The following is a 14,578-nucleotide window of genomic DNA, read 5'->3' on the forward strand; positions in this document are numbered from 1 at the left end:
GCCCAAATCGTCACCAAAGACACTCGTAGGATTCAGATTGATAGTTTACTTTTAGGGATCATGTGTTTACCTTGGAATAACTTCAGAATCCAAGGAGGTATTCATATGTCCCCTGACACGGTTCGTGTCGCGATCGTGCAGCAACCGTCACGTGTGCTCGATAAGGACGAGTCGCTTCGTCGAGCTGTCCAGCATGTCGCTGACGCAGCGGCGGAGGGCGCAAGGATCGTCGCGTTTCCCGAGTCGTGGCTTTCCTGTTATCCGGCGTGGTTCTTCGGGATGGCCGGGTGGGATGATGCGGTCGCTCGGAGTTGGTATCGCCTCCTGGTGGAGGACAGCATCGTCATCGGCGCACCGGACGACTTCAACGACGACCTCGCTCCCCTGCGTACGGCAGCTCGCGAAACCGGTACGACGATCGTGATCGGTCTCAATGAGCGTGACGGCGGGTTCGGCGGATCCTTGTTCAACAGCCAGGTCACTATCGCCAGCAGCGGCGAGGTCATAAACGTTCACCGGAAGCTCACACCGACCCACACGGAGAGGATCATTTGGGGGCAGGGTGACGCCGCCGGTTTGCAGGCTGTGGACGCCGACGGTGTTCGTATCGGTGGGCTAATCTGCTGGGAGCATTTCCACCCGCTCGCCCGCCATGCGCTGCATGATCAGTACGAGCAGATCCACATCGCGTCGTGGCCGGACATGTCGTCGCAGCACGAGACGATGTCACGGTCGTACGCGATCGAAGGTCGGTGCTTTGTCGTTGTCGCCGCCCAGTATCTGACCGAGGATGACGTCCCTGAAGAGCTGGTGGACGTGTTCCGCACTGGGCTTGGCAACGTCGACCTGGAATCAGACGTTCTCTTCGCCGGTGGTTCGGGAGTCCTGGCGCCAGATGGGACGTGGCTGACGGAGCCTGTGTACGGTCGGGCGACGACGATCATCGCCGATGTCCCGATCAAGGACACCATCGCTTACAAGCACGACGTGGACGTCGCCGGCCATTACTCCCGGTCGGACGTGTTCGAGCTGTTCATCGACACGGAGCGCCGCCGGTCGGTGACGCGAGTCTGATTAGTCCACAAACGGAAGCGCCCGCCCAATCTGATTGGGCGGGCGCTTCTTGCTGTGTTTGTTACACCAGAGGGATCTCCGGGTTCTCGGTTGGAATGTTTCCGAGGTCACGTTCGCTGCGCAGGCGCGCTTCCGCCTCCGCTTGGTGGTCGATCGACCGGGCGAGGATCAGGTAGACACCGCCGGAGACGATCAGTCCCGGGATGAATGAGATGTCCGCGCCTCCGAGCGCTTGGGCGACGGGTCCGACGTAGAACGGCAGCGAGAAAAACGGGACCATCGCGACGAAGCCGGCAACGTAGGAAACCATGCCTCTCCATGCCCAGATTCCGTACACACCGTTGGGCTTGAAGATATGGGTGATTGCGTACTTTCCGTGGCGGACGAAGTAGAAGTCGACGAGATTGACCGCGGTCCACGGCACGAGGAAGTACAGCATCAGCAGCACGAAACCGTTGAAGGTCGAAAGGTACGAGTCGGGAATGGACAACGCGATGCCAGTGGAGAAGATCCCGACGATGATCAGGCCCGTGATGCGGAGCCGCCGGGTCGGTGCGAGAGGTTTGAATCCGTCGACGGCGCTGACACCGGTGAGCATGGTCCCATAGCAGTTGACGGCAGTGATTGTGAGCTGAGCGACTGCTCCGACAGTGACGACGATCAGTCCGAAGCCGGGGAACCAGAGATCGCCAGCTTGCTGCAACGATTTGATCGCGTCGCCGCCGGCGATGTAGCTGCCGAGGACGGAACCGAGAGACATCAGCCAGATCGCTGACAGTGCAGCGCCAAGGTAGGTCCAGAAGATGAGCTTCGGCGCGGAGGCGTCAGCCGGGAGGTACCGGGAGTAATCGGACACATACACCGCGTAGCTGATGTTGTAGCCTGCCGCGACGGACAGCTGGATCAGGAAGGCCGCGGCGTTCCAGGATCCACCAGGGACGATCACGTGAGCGCTCGTTGGAAGCGCGATGAACGCGGTGATCGTCAGCAGTCCGAACGTCAGGACCAGGATGTAGGACAGCCATCGTTGGATGAAGTGCAGCAGGTCGTATCCGACGATTGCGATGATGATGGCGATCGCAACGACGATTGGGTACCAAACCCATTTCGATGCCGGCACGTAGAGGTCGATCACCTGGGTAACAAGGATGATGCCGAAGGCGATGAATCCAACGTAGACGAAGATCGTCGCAATAAAGGGGATGATCGCGCCTTTACGTCCGAACTGGGCGCGGGACTGAATCATCTGCGGTAGACCCATGCGCGGGCCCTGGTTGGCGTGGAACGCCATGAAGAAGGTGCCGAATGCTGCACCGATGGTCACCGCGAGAACGCTCCAGAGCATCCCGAGGCCGAGGCTCGGACCGACGAAGCCGACAACGAGAGTCTGAAACACGAAGTTGCCGGTGAACCAGAACGGCCCCTGATGCCAAACCTTTCCGCGTCGTTCCGACAAGGGGACATAGTCGATCGAGCGTCGCTCGATCAGGATCGATTGCGTAGATGGAGCTGGGGAGGTTGTCTTCGTCGACATGGGCGCCTCTTTTTTCGGGGGGGGGTGGGGGTCGAGCGAATGGTGCGGGCCGCCCACGACGACAGCCCGCACCGCCGGATCAGCGAGTGGTTCGCAGTTTGTTCTCCGCGGCAGCGCGCGAGTCGTAGTCCGGGTCTTTGAGGATGTCGTGCAGCAGCCGGCGGCGCATGCCGAGGTTTCCACCGTCATAGAGGGGAAGTGCGAGCACGTCCTGGAGCAGTCGAGTGAAGGGAAGCTCGTTCGCGTAGCTTTCGACGCCGACGACCCGCATCGCGTCATAGACGACTTGGACTGCGAGCTCGGAACAGTAGATCTTCGCCATGTTGGGAAGTTCGAGATCTGCGCCCTGGCTGTCGTCGAAGATCTGGGCGGCTTTCCAGACAAGATAGCGGGCCGCTTCGAGACGCATTTTGATATCGGCGAGCATGAACCCGACGTTCTGGTGCTCGATGATCGGCACCGAACCGTTGCGATTGTTGGTCTTGGTGAACTCGAGCGCGGCGTCGAACGCCTGCTGCATGATGCAGACCGCTTCAGCACCGACGGTGACACCGGACCAGGTGAACGTGCGTGAGAGGAGACTTTCGGCGTCGCCCGGCTTACCGAGGACGTTCGAGACAGGCACCCGAACCTCGTCGAAGTTGACCCGCGGCGACAGGCACGCGCGGTGCCCCATCGTGTCGAGCGAAGTGCCGAAGCTGAGCCCGCTCGTCGGACGAGGCACGACGATCAGCGCGAGCGATTGCGCGGGCGGCAGGGACGCGTCGACTCGGCACGCGACGGTGAAGAGGTCCGGCCCCTCACCCTGCCATCCGTATCCGTTTGTCGTGAATGCCTTGTGGCCGGAGATGACCCATTCGTCGCCTTCGCGGCGTGCAATGGTGCGAACACCGGCGTCGGGGTTCGGGTCGTCGAAGTTTGCGGAGCCACCCGCTTCGCTGAAGGCGAGTGACGCCATCGGAGCGCCTTCATCGGTGAGGAACGGGGTGAGGAATTTCCTACGCTGCTCTGCGTTGCCTCCGATCGCAATCGGGTAGAGACCGAGTCCGGTCGAGAACAGGCCGCAGGTGACGCTGACGTCACCGGTGGAGAGTTCCTCGCCCGTCACTACCGTCTCCAAGAGCGAGGTCATGGTGCCACCGTCACGCTGGGGGATCAGGCTGCGCAGCAGGCCCGCCTTGACCATTTCCTCGTAGATGGGCTTGGTGGCGAGAAGCCTCTCCTCAGGTGTCTGATACGGAGCGATCAGCGCTTCGACACCGCTGAGGTGCTTGGCAGCGAAGTCTCGGGTTTCTTGTCGGGCCTTTCGCTGCTCGTCAGTGAGGGTGAAATCGATGGTCATATGAAAGTCACTCTTCGCGTGCTTAGGGCGGCCTGCGGTTACTGCACCGTCGCCACCGTTACCGGTTCTGTCCTACATCGCGTCGGGCGGGCCAGGAGCCGTCGTTGCGCTCACGCCCCGTTAGGAACTGCGATGTGCCAACGATAGTTCCCTGTTTCTCTATATGCAATCTTTTTTGCTCCCTTATCTACTTTTTGTTCCGTTCGGCAAATTCGGTTGCCCAATCGGATACCTTTACTGCTATGCGACCAATGCCGCTCGAGCCTTCCGAACGTAAGGTCCCGCTGGGGCCCCGGCTTCGCGCTGCGCGTCAAGCACGCGGGATGACCATCGAGGAGTTGGCGAGAACAACCGATCTGACCAAGGGCTTTCTCTCCCGTGTAGAGCGGGACATGACTTCACCGAGCGTTTCAAGCCTGGTGAGCATCTGCGATGTCCTCTCCATACAGATCGGCACCCTCTTTGAGCAGCCGGACGTGCAACTGGTGCGGGACGGCGACGGTCCGAAGGTCAATCTCGGGGGCGTGGATACCGTGGAGCGGCTGGTTTCGCCTCGCGGTGAGGGCAGACTTCAAGTCATTCGTTCGACCATCAACCCCGAAGGCAACGGGGGCAACGATCTCTATGCGGTCGCAGCCGACGTCGACGTTCTCCATGTGCTTGCCGGGCAGGTTCAGGTTCAGTTTTCCGACAACGTCTGGGATTTGGGCCCAGGGGACACGCTGACGTTCAGCGGACACGAACCGCATAACTGGCGGGTGTTGGGCGATGAGGTCGCCGAGGTGATCTGGGTTCTGGTCCCAGCGCTCTGGTCGAGCTGAGATCCCTGACCGCCGAGACTTGGTGGTGCTCGGCAGCTCTCCCACGAGTCGCGCCCACGTCGTCGTGAGAGAGCCGCCGAGGTCTAGTGGGCTCCGACTCCTTGCGGTGCCGTCCGTGAAGCGACGTACTCGTCAACGAGTTCACGGAGGCGAATACCGTCGAAGATGTCACGGTGCCCTGGGTACACGGTGGTGACCGGCAGGGCAGCAAGCCGTCGGAGGCTGGCGATGTACTGGGTGACGTCCGACTCGGGCAGATCGTCAAGTAGAACGTCGTCATAGAGGACATCCCCGCTGAAGAGCTCCCCACTTTCCTCGTCGAAGAGCCCGATGCATCCGCCGGTGTGCCCTGGCAGGTGGAGCGCTCGGAATTGGCGGTTGCCCAGGTCGATCACATCCCCGTCGTTCAGAGCGGTGGTTACCGGCGCGGATGAGACCCGGTAGAGCGCTGGTTGGTAGCCAGGTTCGGGAAGTGCATCGATAAGGAGGTGGGGCAGCTCGAAGTCGTGAAACCCGAGCAGTTGCGCGAGCTCCGCCCCGTACAGTGACGCTTTCGGGGCGACGGACAGCGAGTGCTCACCGTATGCTCGCCGGTCGGTGAACTCGTATGCAGAGCCAGCATGGTCCAGGTGGGCGTGCGTGACCACAAGGATCGGGTCGTTGTCGAAAATCTCGGGCACTCGTTCGCGCAATGATGCGATACCCATGCCCGCGTCAACCACGAGGTCGCGGGCGGTTCCTTTGACGTGCCAGATGTTGGCACGAACGAACTCGTGCACATGCGGTTCTTCGATGAGCGTCATGCCCGGTTTGATGGCGGTCGCGCGGAACCAGGCGTCGCGGGCGGGCTGGAGACGGCTCACAGGGTCACCTGGCCATCCCCGGCCGGCTGCGGTCGAACGGTGGCGTGCAGAGCAGCGTCGGAGTGCGCGCGCAGCTTCCGAGCGGTTGCCGCAGCGTAAATGCCGCCGCCGAGGATGCCTCCGACGAACACCGACAGGTCAGCTCCCCCGAGTGCGGACGCAAGCGGCCCCACCCAGAAGGTGGTGTTCACAAACATGAGGGAACCGACAGCACCGACGAGCAGAGCGATGAAGCCTGCGAGGTTGAATCCGCCGGTGTGCCAGTGGGCACTCTTTCTGGTCATGTCTTGGAGCCCTGGGCCGTCGTAGCGGTTGCGGCGAAGGTAAATGTCAACCGCGTAGATCGCCATGTACGGTGCGAGCACGGTGATGCTGACTTCGAGCAGGCCGCTCAGCGTATCCAGGAAGTTGGAGATGAAGAGTGCGTACAGTGTCACTCCGACGGCAACGACGGCGTCGAAGATGACCGTCCGGGAACGGCGCCACGGGATTCCCGCCGCGAGCAGCGCAAGCCCGGTGCTGTATGCGGTGAGCGCATTGTTGAAGACGGAACCGAGGATAATCACGAGCAGGAAGATCACGTAGAACCAGGACGGGACCAGGCCAGCGATTGCGGTTTCCGGGTTGCTCATGTCCACGACGGTCGCAGCGAGAACGCCGAGGATTGCGATACCAGTGGCGGGGATGAAGCCGCCGAATGCGGTCCAGAACGCGACGCTCTTCGCACTCGTCGTCCGAGGAAGGTAACGGGAGTAGTCGGCGCCGACCGGCCACGAGAGTGGGGCGGATGCGATGATCGCGAAGCCAGCAGCGGCCGTTGCCCACAAGGCGCCGCCGGAGAGGCCACCACCCTTGGGGACGTAGCCGAAGTTGGCGTGAGTGATGACAAACCAAGCGAGGACGATCAGGGCGGTCAGAAGAATCCAGGTGAACCACGGACCGAGCTTGATGATGGTTCCGTGTCCAAAGACGCTGATGGTGAACGTGGCGATGGCCAGTGCGACGACGATGCTGATCTTGACGAAGGCGGGCGCGGTTCCAACGAACTGTTGGACGAACGCGAATCCGGCGAGCGCGCCGACACTGAGGTTGATCGCTTCGTAAAGGACGCCCACCATCCAACCGCTGATGAACGCGACGATTCGGTTCCCGTTCACACCGAAGAATGCTCGAGCGATGACCTCGCTGGGGCTTCCAGCTGCTGGCCCGCTGGTTGCGAGATAGCCGACGCCAACCCAGAGGAGGTTGCCTGCCAGGACGACCGCGATCGCTTCCCAGACATTGAGTCCGAAGATGATCAGGAGGCTACCGAGCACGAAGTACAGATACGCGACGTTGGATCCGGCCCACACGCCGAAAAGCTCGCGCGGCTTCCCGCGACGCTCAGTGTCGTTGACGTAATCGGTGCCGTGCGATTCGATCCGACCGGCACGGTCTTTGTCTAACACCTCTATTGAGGACATCGTTCGCTCCCTTGCGAGTTGATTGGTCTAGAGACCAATAGGCCAAACCTGAGGGAACAATAGCTCTTATTGGTCTCAAGTACAACTGGGAGCTGACAACAAAGTTCAGTTCGCTGGCATCGAGTTCATGCGAGTGTTCCTGGAGCGAGCCCGAGTTCACGTTCAGCACCGGCAACGACCATTTCTTCGACCGCCGGGTAGTCAAGCGACGAGCCAGCGAGAGCGACCCGGACCGCTGATGCCGCGACTTGACCGTCGAGAAGCGCGAGGATTCGCATCGCCGCGACCCGGGATCCTGAGACATTGAAGTCGCCGCTTGTAATACCCGCGTCGATGACGCCCGCAAGGTTGACGTTGTCGAGCTCCATCTGAGCGATTACCGCTTCGCGCAACTGCTGACGGTCGGCGGCTTGACGCCACGCGTCCAGCCAGAGCAGCCCCATCCGGTCCCGATCTGAACTGGTGTATGCGGCGAGTATCGCCTTCATCTGAGCGATCGGCGTCGAATGCTCGCTCGCACGTTCATTGAGTGCTTCACGGTCCGCTATCACGAGCAGGGAGAACGCAGACGCGAGAAGCTCATCCACCGCGGCGAAGTAGTGAGTAACGAGCCCCGGCCGGACTCCGACGCGTTCGGCGACGCGTCGCGCTGTGACGCGTCCGAGTCCTTCGGATAGTGCGATGGCGGCTGAGGTTTCGAGGATCTCTTGGCGGCGGTCTTCGCGTTCTTTTCGTCGCACCTGGGTAGCGGCAGCTGTGGTCTGTGCCATGTGCTCACTCTATGTAGCTTCACAGCGGAGCGCGTGGGTTTACGCGTCGAAGGCTGACCAGCCGTCGGCAACCCGTGGCCACGGGAACTGGCGCTCCCACGCTTCGGCTAGTTTGATGAGCGCTGTGTCCGCCCATCGCGGTGCGGTGACTTGCAGGCCGTATGGCATCCCATTTGGGAGGCGACCTGCGGGAAGGCTGATTGCGGGTAGCCCGGTCATGTTTTGGAGCGCTGTGGAGTAGACGTCTGCGCCGAGCAGGCCGCCTTCGCCGTCGGCGTTTCGTCCATCTGGGGTGAACCCGGGGACGGCGACTGTCGGTGTGACGAGGAGGCCGGTGTTTCCGAGCAGCCCTTCGAGGCGGGTGATCAGTTGGTAGCGTCTCCATCTCGCCGCGATGTAGTCGTCGATGGAGATCTCGATCCCGCGGGATAAGAAGTCACGCGTGTTCGGGTGGAGCGTGTCCGCCTGCCAGGTGATCCGTGCGGCTCCGATGGCTTGTGAGTGTTCGGCGGAGGCGATGACGAACCAGTCCTGGTCTGGGCTCCACCCTGGGCTTAGCGCGCCCGGCTCTAGGTGGTGTGCTGGCACGCCGAGTAGTTGCGTTAGGCGGTCTGCAGACTGGTGGAATGTGTCGCGTATCTCTGGGGGCAGCGGCCCGAGGTCGTCGGTTCGCTCTGCGATGATGATCCGCTTCGGTGTCATCGACCATAGGAGCGGTCTGGTGTTGGGGCTGGTGAGCAGGTTGGTGATCAGCCGAAGGTCGTCGGCTGATGTTGCCATCACACCGTCGGTTGAGAAGTCGATCCAGTCTGGGGTTTCTTGGTTGACGATCAGACCGTTAGTTGGTTTGAATCCGAGTAGTCCGCAGAACGCTGCGGGGATGCGCACTGATCCGCCACCGTCGGTTCCAGTGGCGATCGGTGCGATTCCGGCTGCGAGCGCGGCGGCGGAGCCGCCGCTCGACCCGCCTGGGGAGTAGTCAGGGTTCCACGGGTTCAGTGTTGGTCCGAACAGGAGGTTGTCGGTAAACCCCTCGATGCAGAACTCGGGGACGTTGGTTTTGCCGATCGGTATAGCGCCGGCGTCGCGGAGGATGTGTATGACGTCGCCGTCTTTGATGGCGAGCTTAGCGTCCGCGTGCCATCGCGAGCCGTGTGATGTTGGTAGGCCGCGCACGTCAGTGTTGTCTTTTGCGAGCAACGGTATTCCAGCCAGCAGGGGCAGCGGCTCCCCTATCAGCCGTGCGGAGTCGATCTGTTCCGCTTCCTTAATAGCGTCGGTGCGGCGGTCCGCGACGACCGCGCCGAGGTGATGCGATTGGTCGATCCGGGTGACGCACCGTTCGACGAGTTCTCGGGACGTTACGCGCCCGAACCGAACGTCGTCGATCAGGCGCCGCAGGACCCCGGATTCTATTCCGGGGGTGAGTTCAGGAAGCGTGGTTGCAACGCCGTTTACCATCTGCTCGGCCTTACTCCCCCGAGTTCTGGTGTTTGCGGGCGAGAAGTGAGACAAGGTCGTAGGCGAGGTGGGAGGCTGCGACGCCGGTGATTTCCGCGTGGTCGTAGGCGGGGGCGACCTCTACGACATCGGCGCCGATGAGGTTGAGACCGTCGAATCCGCGGAGGACTTCCAGGAGTTCTCTGCTGGTGATCCCGCCGGCTTCGGGCGTCCCGGTTCCGGGTGCGTGCGCGGGGTCCATGACGTCCACGTCGATTGAAATGTAGAGCGGGCGGTTTCCGATTCGGTCCCGCAGTTTGGCGACGACTTCGTCGACGCCTTGCCGGTAGACGTCGGCGCTGGTGACGATACCGAATCCGAAGCGGCGGTCGTCTTCGAGGTCTTTCTTGCCGTAGAGGGGCCCGCGGGTGCCGACGTGGCTGAGCGCCTCAGTGTCGATGATGCCTTCTTCGAACGCCCGACGGAATGGGGTGCCGTGCGTGTATTCGGCGCCGAAGTAGGTGTCCCAGGTGTCGAGGTGCGCGTCGAAGTGCAGGAGCGCGACCGGTCCGTGCCGTTCGGCTGCCGCGCGTAGCAGCGGCAGCGAGATCGTGTGGTCACCTCCGAGGGTGACCAGCCGGGTTCCGTCGGATGTGAGGTCGTATGCGGCCGCCTGGACGGTTTCGATCGCTTCGTGAATGTCGAAGGGATTGACTGAGATGTCGCCAGCGTCGGCCACTTGGGCGGCTTCGAACGGTGAGATGTCGAGCGCCGGGTTATATGGGCGCAGGAGGCGGGAGGCTTCTCGGATGTGTGTCGGCCCAAATCGGGCGCCGGAACGGTAGGAGACACCGGAGTCGAAGGGGATTCCAGCGACGACGATGTCGGCGTGGCCCACCTGGTCCAGGCGCGGGAGCCTCGCGAATCCGGCGGGGCCGGCATAGCGCGGAGTCTTGGATGAATCGATGGGTCCGATGCGTGAGACCATCGGCGACCTCCTCGTGCAGATGTTTCTCGTGGTGAATCAAACAGTTACCTATAGTAATCATGGCACACTCGACAGCGTGTCGGATTGACAGCATCGTTTTCGACGAGATGGCTGGTTCGGCGGTGCCGGCTGCGCGCCTATCTTGTCTGCATTACCACACAACCAAGGAGGCTTGATGGAAACGACGCTGCCGCAGACCCACGCCGGGTCCAAGGCTTGGGAAGAGGCGCAGCGGCAGTTGACCGCGGCGATCGACCAGTTGGGATTCGACTCGGGCATGCACCGTATGCTCGCGACTCCACGTCGCGAGATGACAGTCGCCGTCCCGCTTCGCCGCGATGACGGTACGGTTGCCGTTTTCACCGGCCACCGCGTCCAGCACAATTTGTCCCGCGGTCCGGCCAAGGGTGGACTGCGTTTCAGCCCGGATGTGACATTGGACGAGGTCCGCGCTCTTTCGATGTGGATGACCTGGAAGTGTGCTCTCGTCGACGTGCCCTACGGCGGCGCCAAGGGCGGTGTGACTATCGACCCTCGCCGGTATTCGATCGGTGAGTTGGAGCGGGTCACCCGCCGCTACACCAGCGAGATTCTGCCGATTCTCGGACCGGAGCGTGACATTCCCGCTCCGGATATCGGAACTGACGAGCGCACGATGAGTTGGATCATGGACACGTACTCGTCAGCTATCGGGTTTACGGTTCCCGCGGTCGTCACTGGGAAGCCGGTCAGCCTTGGCGGTTCCCTTGGCCGGTCCACCGCGACCTCTCGAGGTGTCACCCATATCGCCCTCGCAGCGTTGCGGAAGAAGGGCATCAATCCTGATGGGGCTACGGCGGTCGTGCAGGGGTTCGGAAAGGTTGGCCGGGACGCGGCACTTTTCCTGAGCCAGGCTGGCGTTCGGGTTGTTGCGATCGCCGACCAGTACGGCGCTGTCGTCAACTGGGGTGGCCTAAACATTGCAAACCTGTCCGAGCATGTCTCTTCCACGGGTCGTGTCCCCGGCTTTGACGGTGGAGACGACCTTCTGGGCGAGTCGGTGCTCGAACTGCCGGTGGACTTGCTTGTCCCTGCAGCCGTGGAAGGAGTGCTCAACGAGAAGAACGCGGCCTGGGTGCAGGCACGGGTCATCGTCGAAGGCGCGAACGGCCCAACGACAACTGCTGCGGACGAGGTTTTCGAGGCCAACGACATCCTCGTGGTGCCCGACATTCTTGCGAATGCCGGCGGCGTCGTCGTCTCGTACTTCGAATGGGCGCAGGCGAATCAGGCTTATCGGTGGGACGTCGCGGATGTTGAATCTCGTCTCGCTGACCGGATGCTCGCGTCTTGGCAGGCTGTGAACAGCTATGCCGACTCCCGGAATCTGTCGCTCAGGTCGGCGGCTACCGCCCTTGCTGTCGAGCGCGTCGCTGAAGCACATCGGCTCCGCGGTCTGTACCCGTAATCGAGCGGAGGGATAAGAGGATGGAGAAGCTTACGGTTACCGAAATCACTTCAACCAACGGTTTGACGGCGAGACCGGAGCATTTCACGACGAGTTCACCGTGGTGGTCCGTAAAGGAGCACCGGGTTACCCTTCCTGCCGACCGTGCCGTTGGCGGCGTCTGGGAAGCTGAATCTGGTTGGGCGTACATCAAAGACTGGCCTTACCACCAGGTGTGCGTCATTCTAAGCGGCCGCATCGCCGTTGAGTCACTCGACGGTGAACGATCCGAGTTCGGAGAGGGTCGGGCGTTCCTGATCCCGAAGGGCTTCAACGGCTACCTGTACGTCCTTGAACCCGTCCGAAAAGTGTTCGTCGGCGTTTTCGACGAGTAGACCAATCGGGAACGGGGCCGCCGCAGCCGATGCGACGGCCCCGTTCTCATTGCGCGTTCAGCCGATGCGGATCAGTTTCTTGTTGACGAACTCGTCCGCACCGTATGCCCCGAGCTCGCGACCCGAGCCGGAACGTTTGATGCCGCCGAAGGGCAGCTCTGGGCTGTCTGCCCGGATCACGTTGACGAACACCATGCCCGCCTGAACCTGATCGGCTACGCGGAGGGCCTGCTCCGGGTCGGTGCTGTACACGTAGGATCCCAACCCGTACGGGGTGTCGTTGGCGATGCGAATCGCGTCGGCTTCGTCACGCGCGCGGAACACCTGCGCTACGGGCCCGAAGAACTCTTCGTGCGCGGCCGGGTTCGACAGTTCGATGTCGGTGAGGACAGTTGCTGCGAAGTAGGCGCCGTCCCGCTGCCCACCGTACGTCAGTGTCGCCCCGTTCTCCACTGCACGCCGAACCTGGTCTTCCAAGCCCTCCGCTGCCTTCACTGACGAGAGCGGGCCAAGAATTGTGTCAGCCTTAGCCGGGTCTGCGGTTTTGATCGACGAGAGCTGCTCGACGAACTTGGTGAGGAAGGCGTCGTAGAGCGCGTCGATAACGACGAATCTCTTCGCCGCATTGCAGGCTTGCCCGTTGTTGTCGACGCGCGCGTCGACGGCATCCCTCACGGTCGCGTCCAGGTCGTTGGTTGACAGCAGGATGAACGGGTCGGAACCTCCGAGTTCGAGTACGACCTTCTTTAGGTGCCTACCGGCGTTTTCGGCTACGGCCGCGCCTGCGCGTTCTGATCCTGTGAGCGACACTCCTTGGATCCGGGGGTCGGCGACGGCATCGCGCAGCTGATCGTGGGATGCGTAGAGGTTCAGGTAGACACCGTCGGGGGCGCCTGCTGCCTGGAAGATTGCCTCGATCGCTGCCGCAGATTCAGGGCACTGCTCTGCGTGTTTGAGCAGGATGGTGTTCCCGATGACGGCGTTCGGGCCAGCAAAACGGGCGACCTGGTAGTACGGGAAGTTCCACGGCATTATGCCCAGCAGGACGCCAAGCGCGGACTTCCGCATGAACGCGCTACCTTCTCCGGCGATGTCGATCGGGGCGTCTCGCGTGAACTCTTCGGCGTTGTCCGCGTAGTAGTGGTAGATCGCACCGGCGAAGTCGACCTCGATGAGCGCCTGTTCAAGCGGTTTGCCCATCTCCCGCACGATGATGTCTGCCAGCTCGTCCCGACGTTCGATGTGCAGGTCGCCTACCCTTCGCACAATCGACGCCCGCTCACGAAGAGGGGTGCGCGCCCAGTCAGCGAAGGCGGCGTTGGACGCGGCAATCTTCGAGTGGAGTTCAGCATCGGTCAGCGTGTCGAATGACAGACCTGCTTTACCGGTGGCGGGATTGGTAACTGCATATCGCATCGGGTGATCACTTCCTTGTAAGAGCGAGAGTCGCCTTTCAGGCTACATTTGTTTACTAAAGAGATACTATGGGTGTGCGCACGCTACCATGCCGCGCGCACTGCTTAGACCTTGATCTGGCAGGCGTTTAGATAACTCGTTTCAGGAATTCGCGTGAGATTTTCACACCTCAGCAACAATCCGGGCCAGTCGCCTCGACTCGCAGCTGTCATCGGCGACGGTGCCCTTTTCGTCGACGACGTGATGGCGGGCGCTCCTCGCGATCTGCAAGAATTCATTGAACGGGGCCCCTCCGAACTCGCACATGTGCGAACGACAGTCGCAGACGCCGTCACGGGCGGAGCTGCGCTTCATCCGGTCTATGACCTGCGTCACGCTTCCGCCGTGCTCCGCCCACCTCAGGTGATTTGCGGTCGGGGCGAATTATGCCGCCCACGCCTCCGAGTTGAAGCTTCGGACAGAAACGGCGGCCACCGTGTTCTCACTGTGGCCGAACTCTCTGGCCGGCCATCGAGGCACCACGGTCTGGCCGGCGGATCTCAGCGCTGCGGTTGACTACGAAGCTGAACTCGGCGTAGTCATTGGTCAGCCCACCCGGGACGTCTCGGCGAAAGACGCGCTCGACTATGTGTTCGGCTACACCATCGTCAATGACATCACCGCCCGTGACCTACAGTTCTCAGAGGCGCAATGGTCCAGGTCGAAATCCTTTGACGGCTTCACTCCCACCGGACCGGTTGTCGTCACAGCGGACGAAATCGCTGACCCGCAAGACCTCTGGCTGACTACGAATCTGGACGGAACTATCCTTCAAGACGCGTCAACCGCGGAGATGGTTCGCACGGTCGCCGAGATCATCGAATTCCTTTCGCGGAGTGCGACTCTGCAGCCCGGGACATTGATTTCAACCGGAAGCCCCGGCGGTGCCGGCTACTCACGAGATCCGCGCGTGTTCCTGCGGGATCGCTCTACCGTCACCGTGACAATCGGTGGCATCGGATACCTCACCACCCACTGCGAGGTCCGCTGAACGGGGCGTGACGCGC

The 14,578-nt window shown here is 61.9% G+C and carries 12 protein-coding genes and 1 pseudogene; 5 read left to right on the forward strand and 8 right to left on the reverse strand.

What is annotated here, in order from left to right:
• The first annotated feature begins 105 nt into the window (after positions 1-105).
• Positions 106-1,074 (forward strand): carbon-nitrogen hydrolase family protein, encoded by a 969-nt coding sequence (locus F1C12_RS09565; protein ID WP_185278505.1) that lies wholly within the window; start codon positions 106-108, stop codon positions 1,072-1,074.
• Positions 1,075-1,135: 61 nt separating this feature from the next.
• Here the strand turns inward: F1C12_RS09565 and F1C12_RS09570 are convergent, their stop codons facing one another.
• The gene (locus tag F1C12_RS09570; RefSeq protein WP_185278506.1) at positions 1,136-2,608 is read right to left on the reverse strand and encodes a purine-cytosine permease family protein; all 1,473 of its coding nucleotides are present in this window, start codon (positions 2,606-2,608) and stop codon (positions 1,136-1,138) included.
• 79 nt (positions 2,609-2,687) lie between these two features.
• Entirely contained in the window at positions 2,688-3,950 is a 1,263-nt protein-coding gene (locus F1C12_RS09575) for an acyl-CoA dehydrogenase family protein (protein ID WP_185278507.1), read from the reverse strand.
• Between the two features lie 242 nt (positions 3,951-4,192).
• On the opposite strand from F1C12_RS09575, the gene F1C12_RS09580 reads away from it, so the two are divergent.
• Positions 4,193-4,771: a helix-turn-helix domain-containing protein gene (locus F1C12_RS09580; protein WP_185278508.1), complete on the forward strand. Its 579-nt coding sequence runs from the start codon at positions 4,193-4,195 to the stop codon at positions 4,769-4,771.
• An 83-nt stretch (positions 4,772-4,854) separates the two neighbouring features.
• Here F1C12_RS09580 and F1C12_RS09585 read toward each other — a convergent pair whose 3' ends face one another.
• The 5 genes from F1C12_RS09585 to speB form a co-directional block, all read right to left on the reverse strand.
• On the reverse strand, positions 4,855-5,634 hold the full coding sequence (locus F1C12_RS09585; RefSeq protein WP_219732700.1) for an MBL fold metallo-hydrolase: 780 nt from the start codon (positions 5,632-5,634) through the stop codon (positions 4,855-4,857).
• Entirely contained in the window at positions 5,631-7,097 is a 1,467-nt protein-coding gene (locus F1C12_RS09590) for a purine-cytosine permease family protein (RefSeq protein ID WP_185278509.1), read from the reverse strand. Before F1C12_RS09590 ends, F1C12_RS09585 begins: the two co-directional genes overlap by 4 nt.
• A gap of 125 nt (positions 7,098-7,222) precedes the next feature.
• A complete protein-coding gene (locus F1C12_RS09595; RefSeq protein ID WP_185278510.1) occupies positions 7,223-7,867 on the reverse strand; it encodes a TetR/AcrR family transcriptional regulator in 645 nt (214 codons plus the stop codon).
• A gap of 39 nt (positions 7,868-7,906) precedes the next feature.
• Positions 7,907-9,328, reverse strand: a complete 1,422-nt coding sequence (locus F1C12_RS09600; RefSeq protein WP_185278511.1) for an amidase — start codon at positions 9,326-9,328, stop codon at positions 7,907-7,909.
• 10 nt (positions 9,329-9,338) lie between these two features.
• Positions 9,339-10,295, reverse strand: coding sequence for an agmatinase (speB, locus tag F1C12_RS09605; protein WP_185278512.1), 957 nt, complete (start codon positions 10,293-10,295; stop codon positions 9,339-9,341).
• Between the two features lie 175 nt (positions 10,296-10,470).
• Here speB and F1C12_RS09610 point away from each other — a divergent pair, with 175 nt between their 5' ends.
• Both F1C12_RS09610 and F1C12_RS09615 read left to right on the forward strand, forming a co-directional pair.
• Positions 10,471-11,742 (forward strand): Glu/Leu/Phe/Val family dehydrogenase, encoded by a 1,272-nt coding sequence (locus F1C12_RS09610; protein ID WP_185278513.1) that lies wholly within the window; start codon positions 10,471-10,473, stop codon positions 11,740-11,742.
• Positions 11,743-11,762: 20 nt separating this feature from the next.
• A complete protein-coding gene (locus tag F1C12_RS09615) occupies positions 11,763-12,116 on the forward strand; it encodes a cupin domain-containing protein (RefSeq protein ID WP_185278514.1) in 354 nt (117 codons plus the stop codon).
• A 57-nt stretch (positions 12,117-12,173) separates the two neighbouring features.
• Here F1C12_RS09615 and F1C12_RS09620 read toward each other — a convergent pair whose 3' ends face one another.
• Positions 12,174-13,532 carry an NAD-dependent succinate-semialdehyde dehydrogenase gene (locus tag F1C12_RS09620; protein WP_185278515.1) on the reverse strand — a complete coding sequence of 453 codons (1,359 nt, stop codon included), beginning with the start codon at positions 13,530-13,532 and terminating at the stop codon, positions 12,174-12,176.
• A gap of 153 nt (positions 13,533-13,685) precedes the next feature.
• Here F1C12_RS09620 and F1C12_RS09625 point away from each other — a divergent pair.
• Positions 13,686-14,562: pseudogene (locus tag F1C12_RS09625) on the forward strand (fumarylacetoacetate hydrolase family protein).
• Positions 14,563-14,578: the final 16 nt, after the last annotated feature.

It is taken from the genome of Leifsonia shinshuensis, assembly GCF_014217625.1.
GTDB lineage: Bacteria > Actinomycetota > Actinomycetes > Actinomycetales > Microbacteriaceae > Leifsonia > Leifsonia shinshuensis_A.

Excerpts from the sequence above, each read along its gene's own strand:
- F1C12_RS09565 (WP_185278505.1), top strand. The coding sequence starts at position 106 with ATGTCCCCTGACACGGTTCGTGTCGCGATCGTGCAGCAACCGTCACGT.
- F1C12_RS09570 (WP_185278506.1), bottom strand. The coding sequence starts at position 2,608 with ATGTCGACGAAGACAACCTCCCCAGCTCCATCTACGCAATCGATCCTG.
- F1C12_RS09575 (WP_185278507.1), bottom strand. The coding sequence starts at position 3,950 with ATGACCATCGATTTCACCCTCACTGACGAGCAGCGAAAGGCCCGACAA.
- F1C12_RS09580 (WP_185278508.1), top strand. The coding sequence starts at position 4,193 with ATGCGACCAATGCCGCTCGAGCCTTCCGAACGTAAGGTCCCGCTGGGG.
- F1C12_RS09590 (WP_185278509.1), bottom strand. The coding sequence starts at position 7,097 with ATGTCCTCAATAGAGGTGTTAGACAAAGACCGTGCCGGTCGGATCGAA.
- F1C12_RS09595 (WP_185278510.1), bottom strand. The coding sequence starts at position 7,867 with ATGGCACAGACCACAGCTGCCGCTACCCAGGTGCGACGAAAAGAACGC.
- F1C12_RS09600 (WP_185278511.1), bottom strand. The coding sequence starts at position 9,328 with ATGGTAAACGGCGTTGCAACCACGCTTCCTGAACTCACCCCCGGAATA.
- speB (WP_185278512.1), bottom strand. The coding sequence starts at position 10,295 with ATGGTCTCACGCATCGGACCCATCGATTCATCCAAGACTCCGCGCTAT.
- F1C12_RS09610 (WP_185278513.1), top strand. The coding sequence starts at position 10,471 with ATGGAAACGACGCTGCCGCAGACCCACGCCGGGTCCAAGGCTTGGGAA.
- F1C12_RS09615 (WP_185278514.1), top strand. The coding sequence starts at position 11,763 with ATGGAGAAGCTTACGGTTACCGAAATCACTTCAACCAACGGTTTGACG.
- F1C12_RS09620 (WP_185278515.1), bottom strand. The coding sequence starts at position 13,532 with ATGCGATATGCAGTTACCAATCCCGCCACCGGTAAAGCAGGTCTGTCA.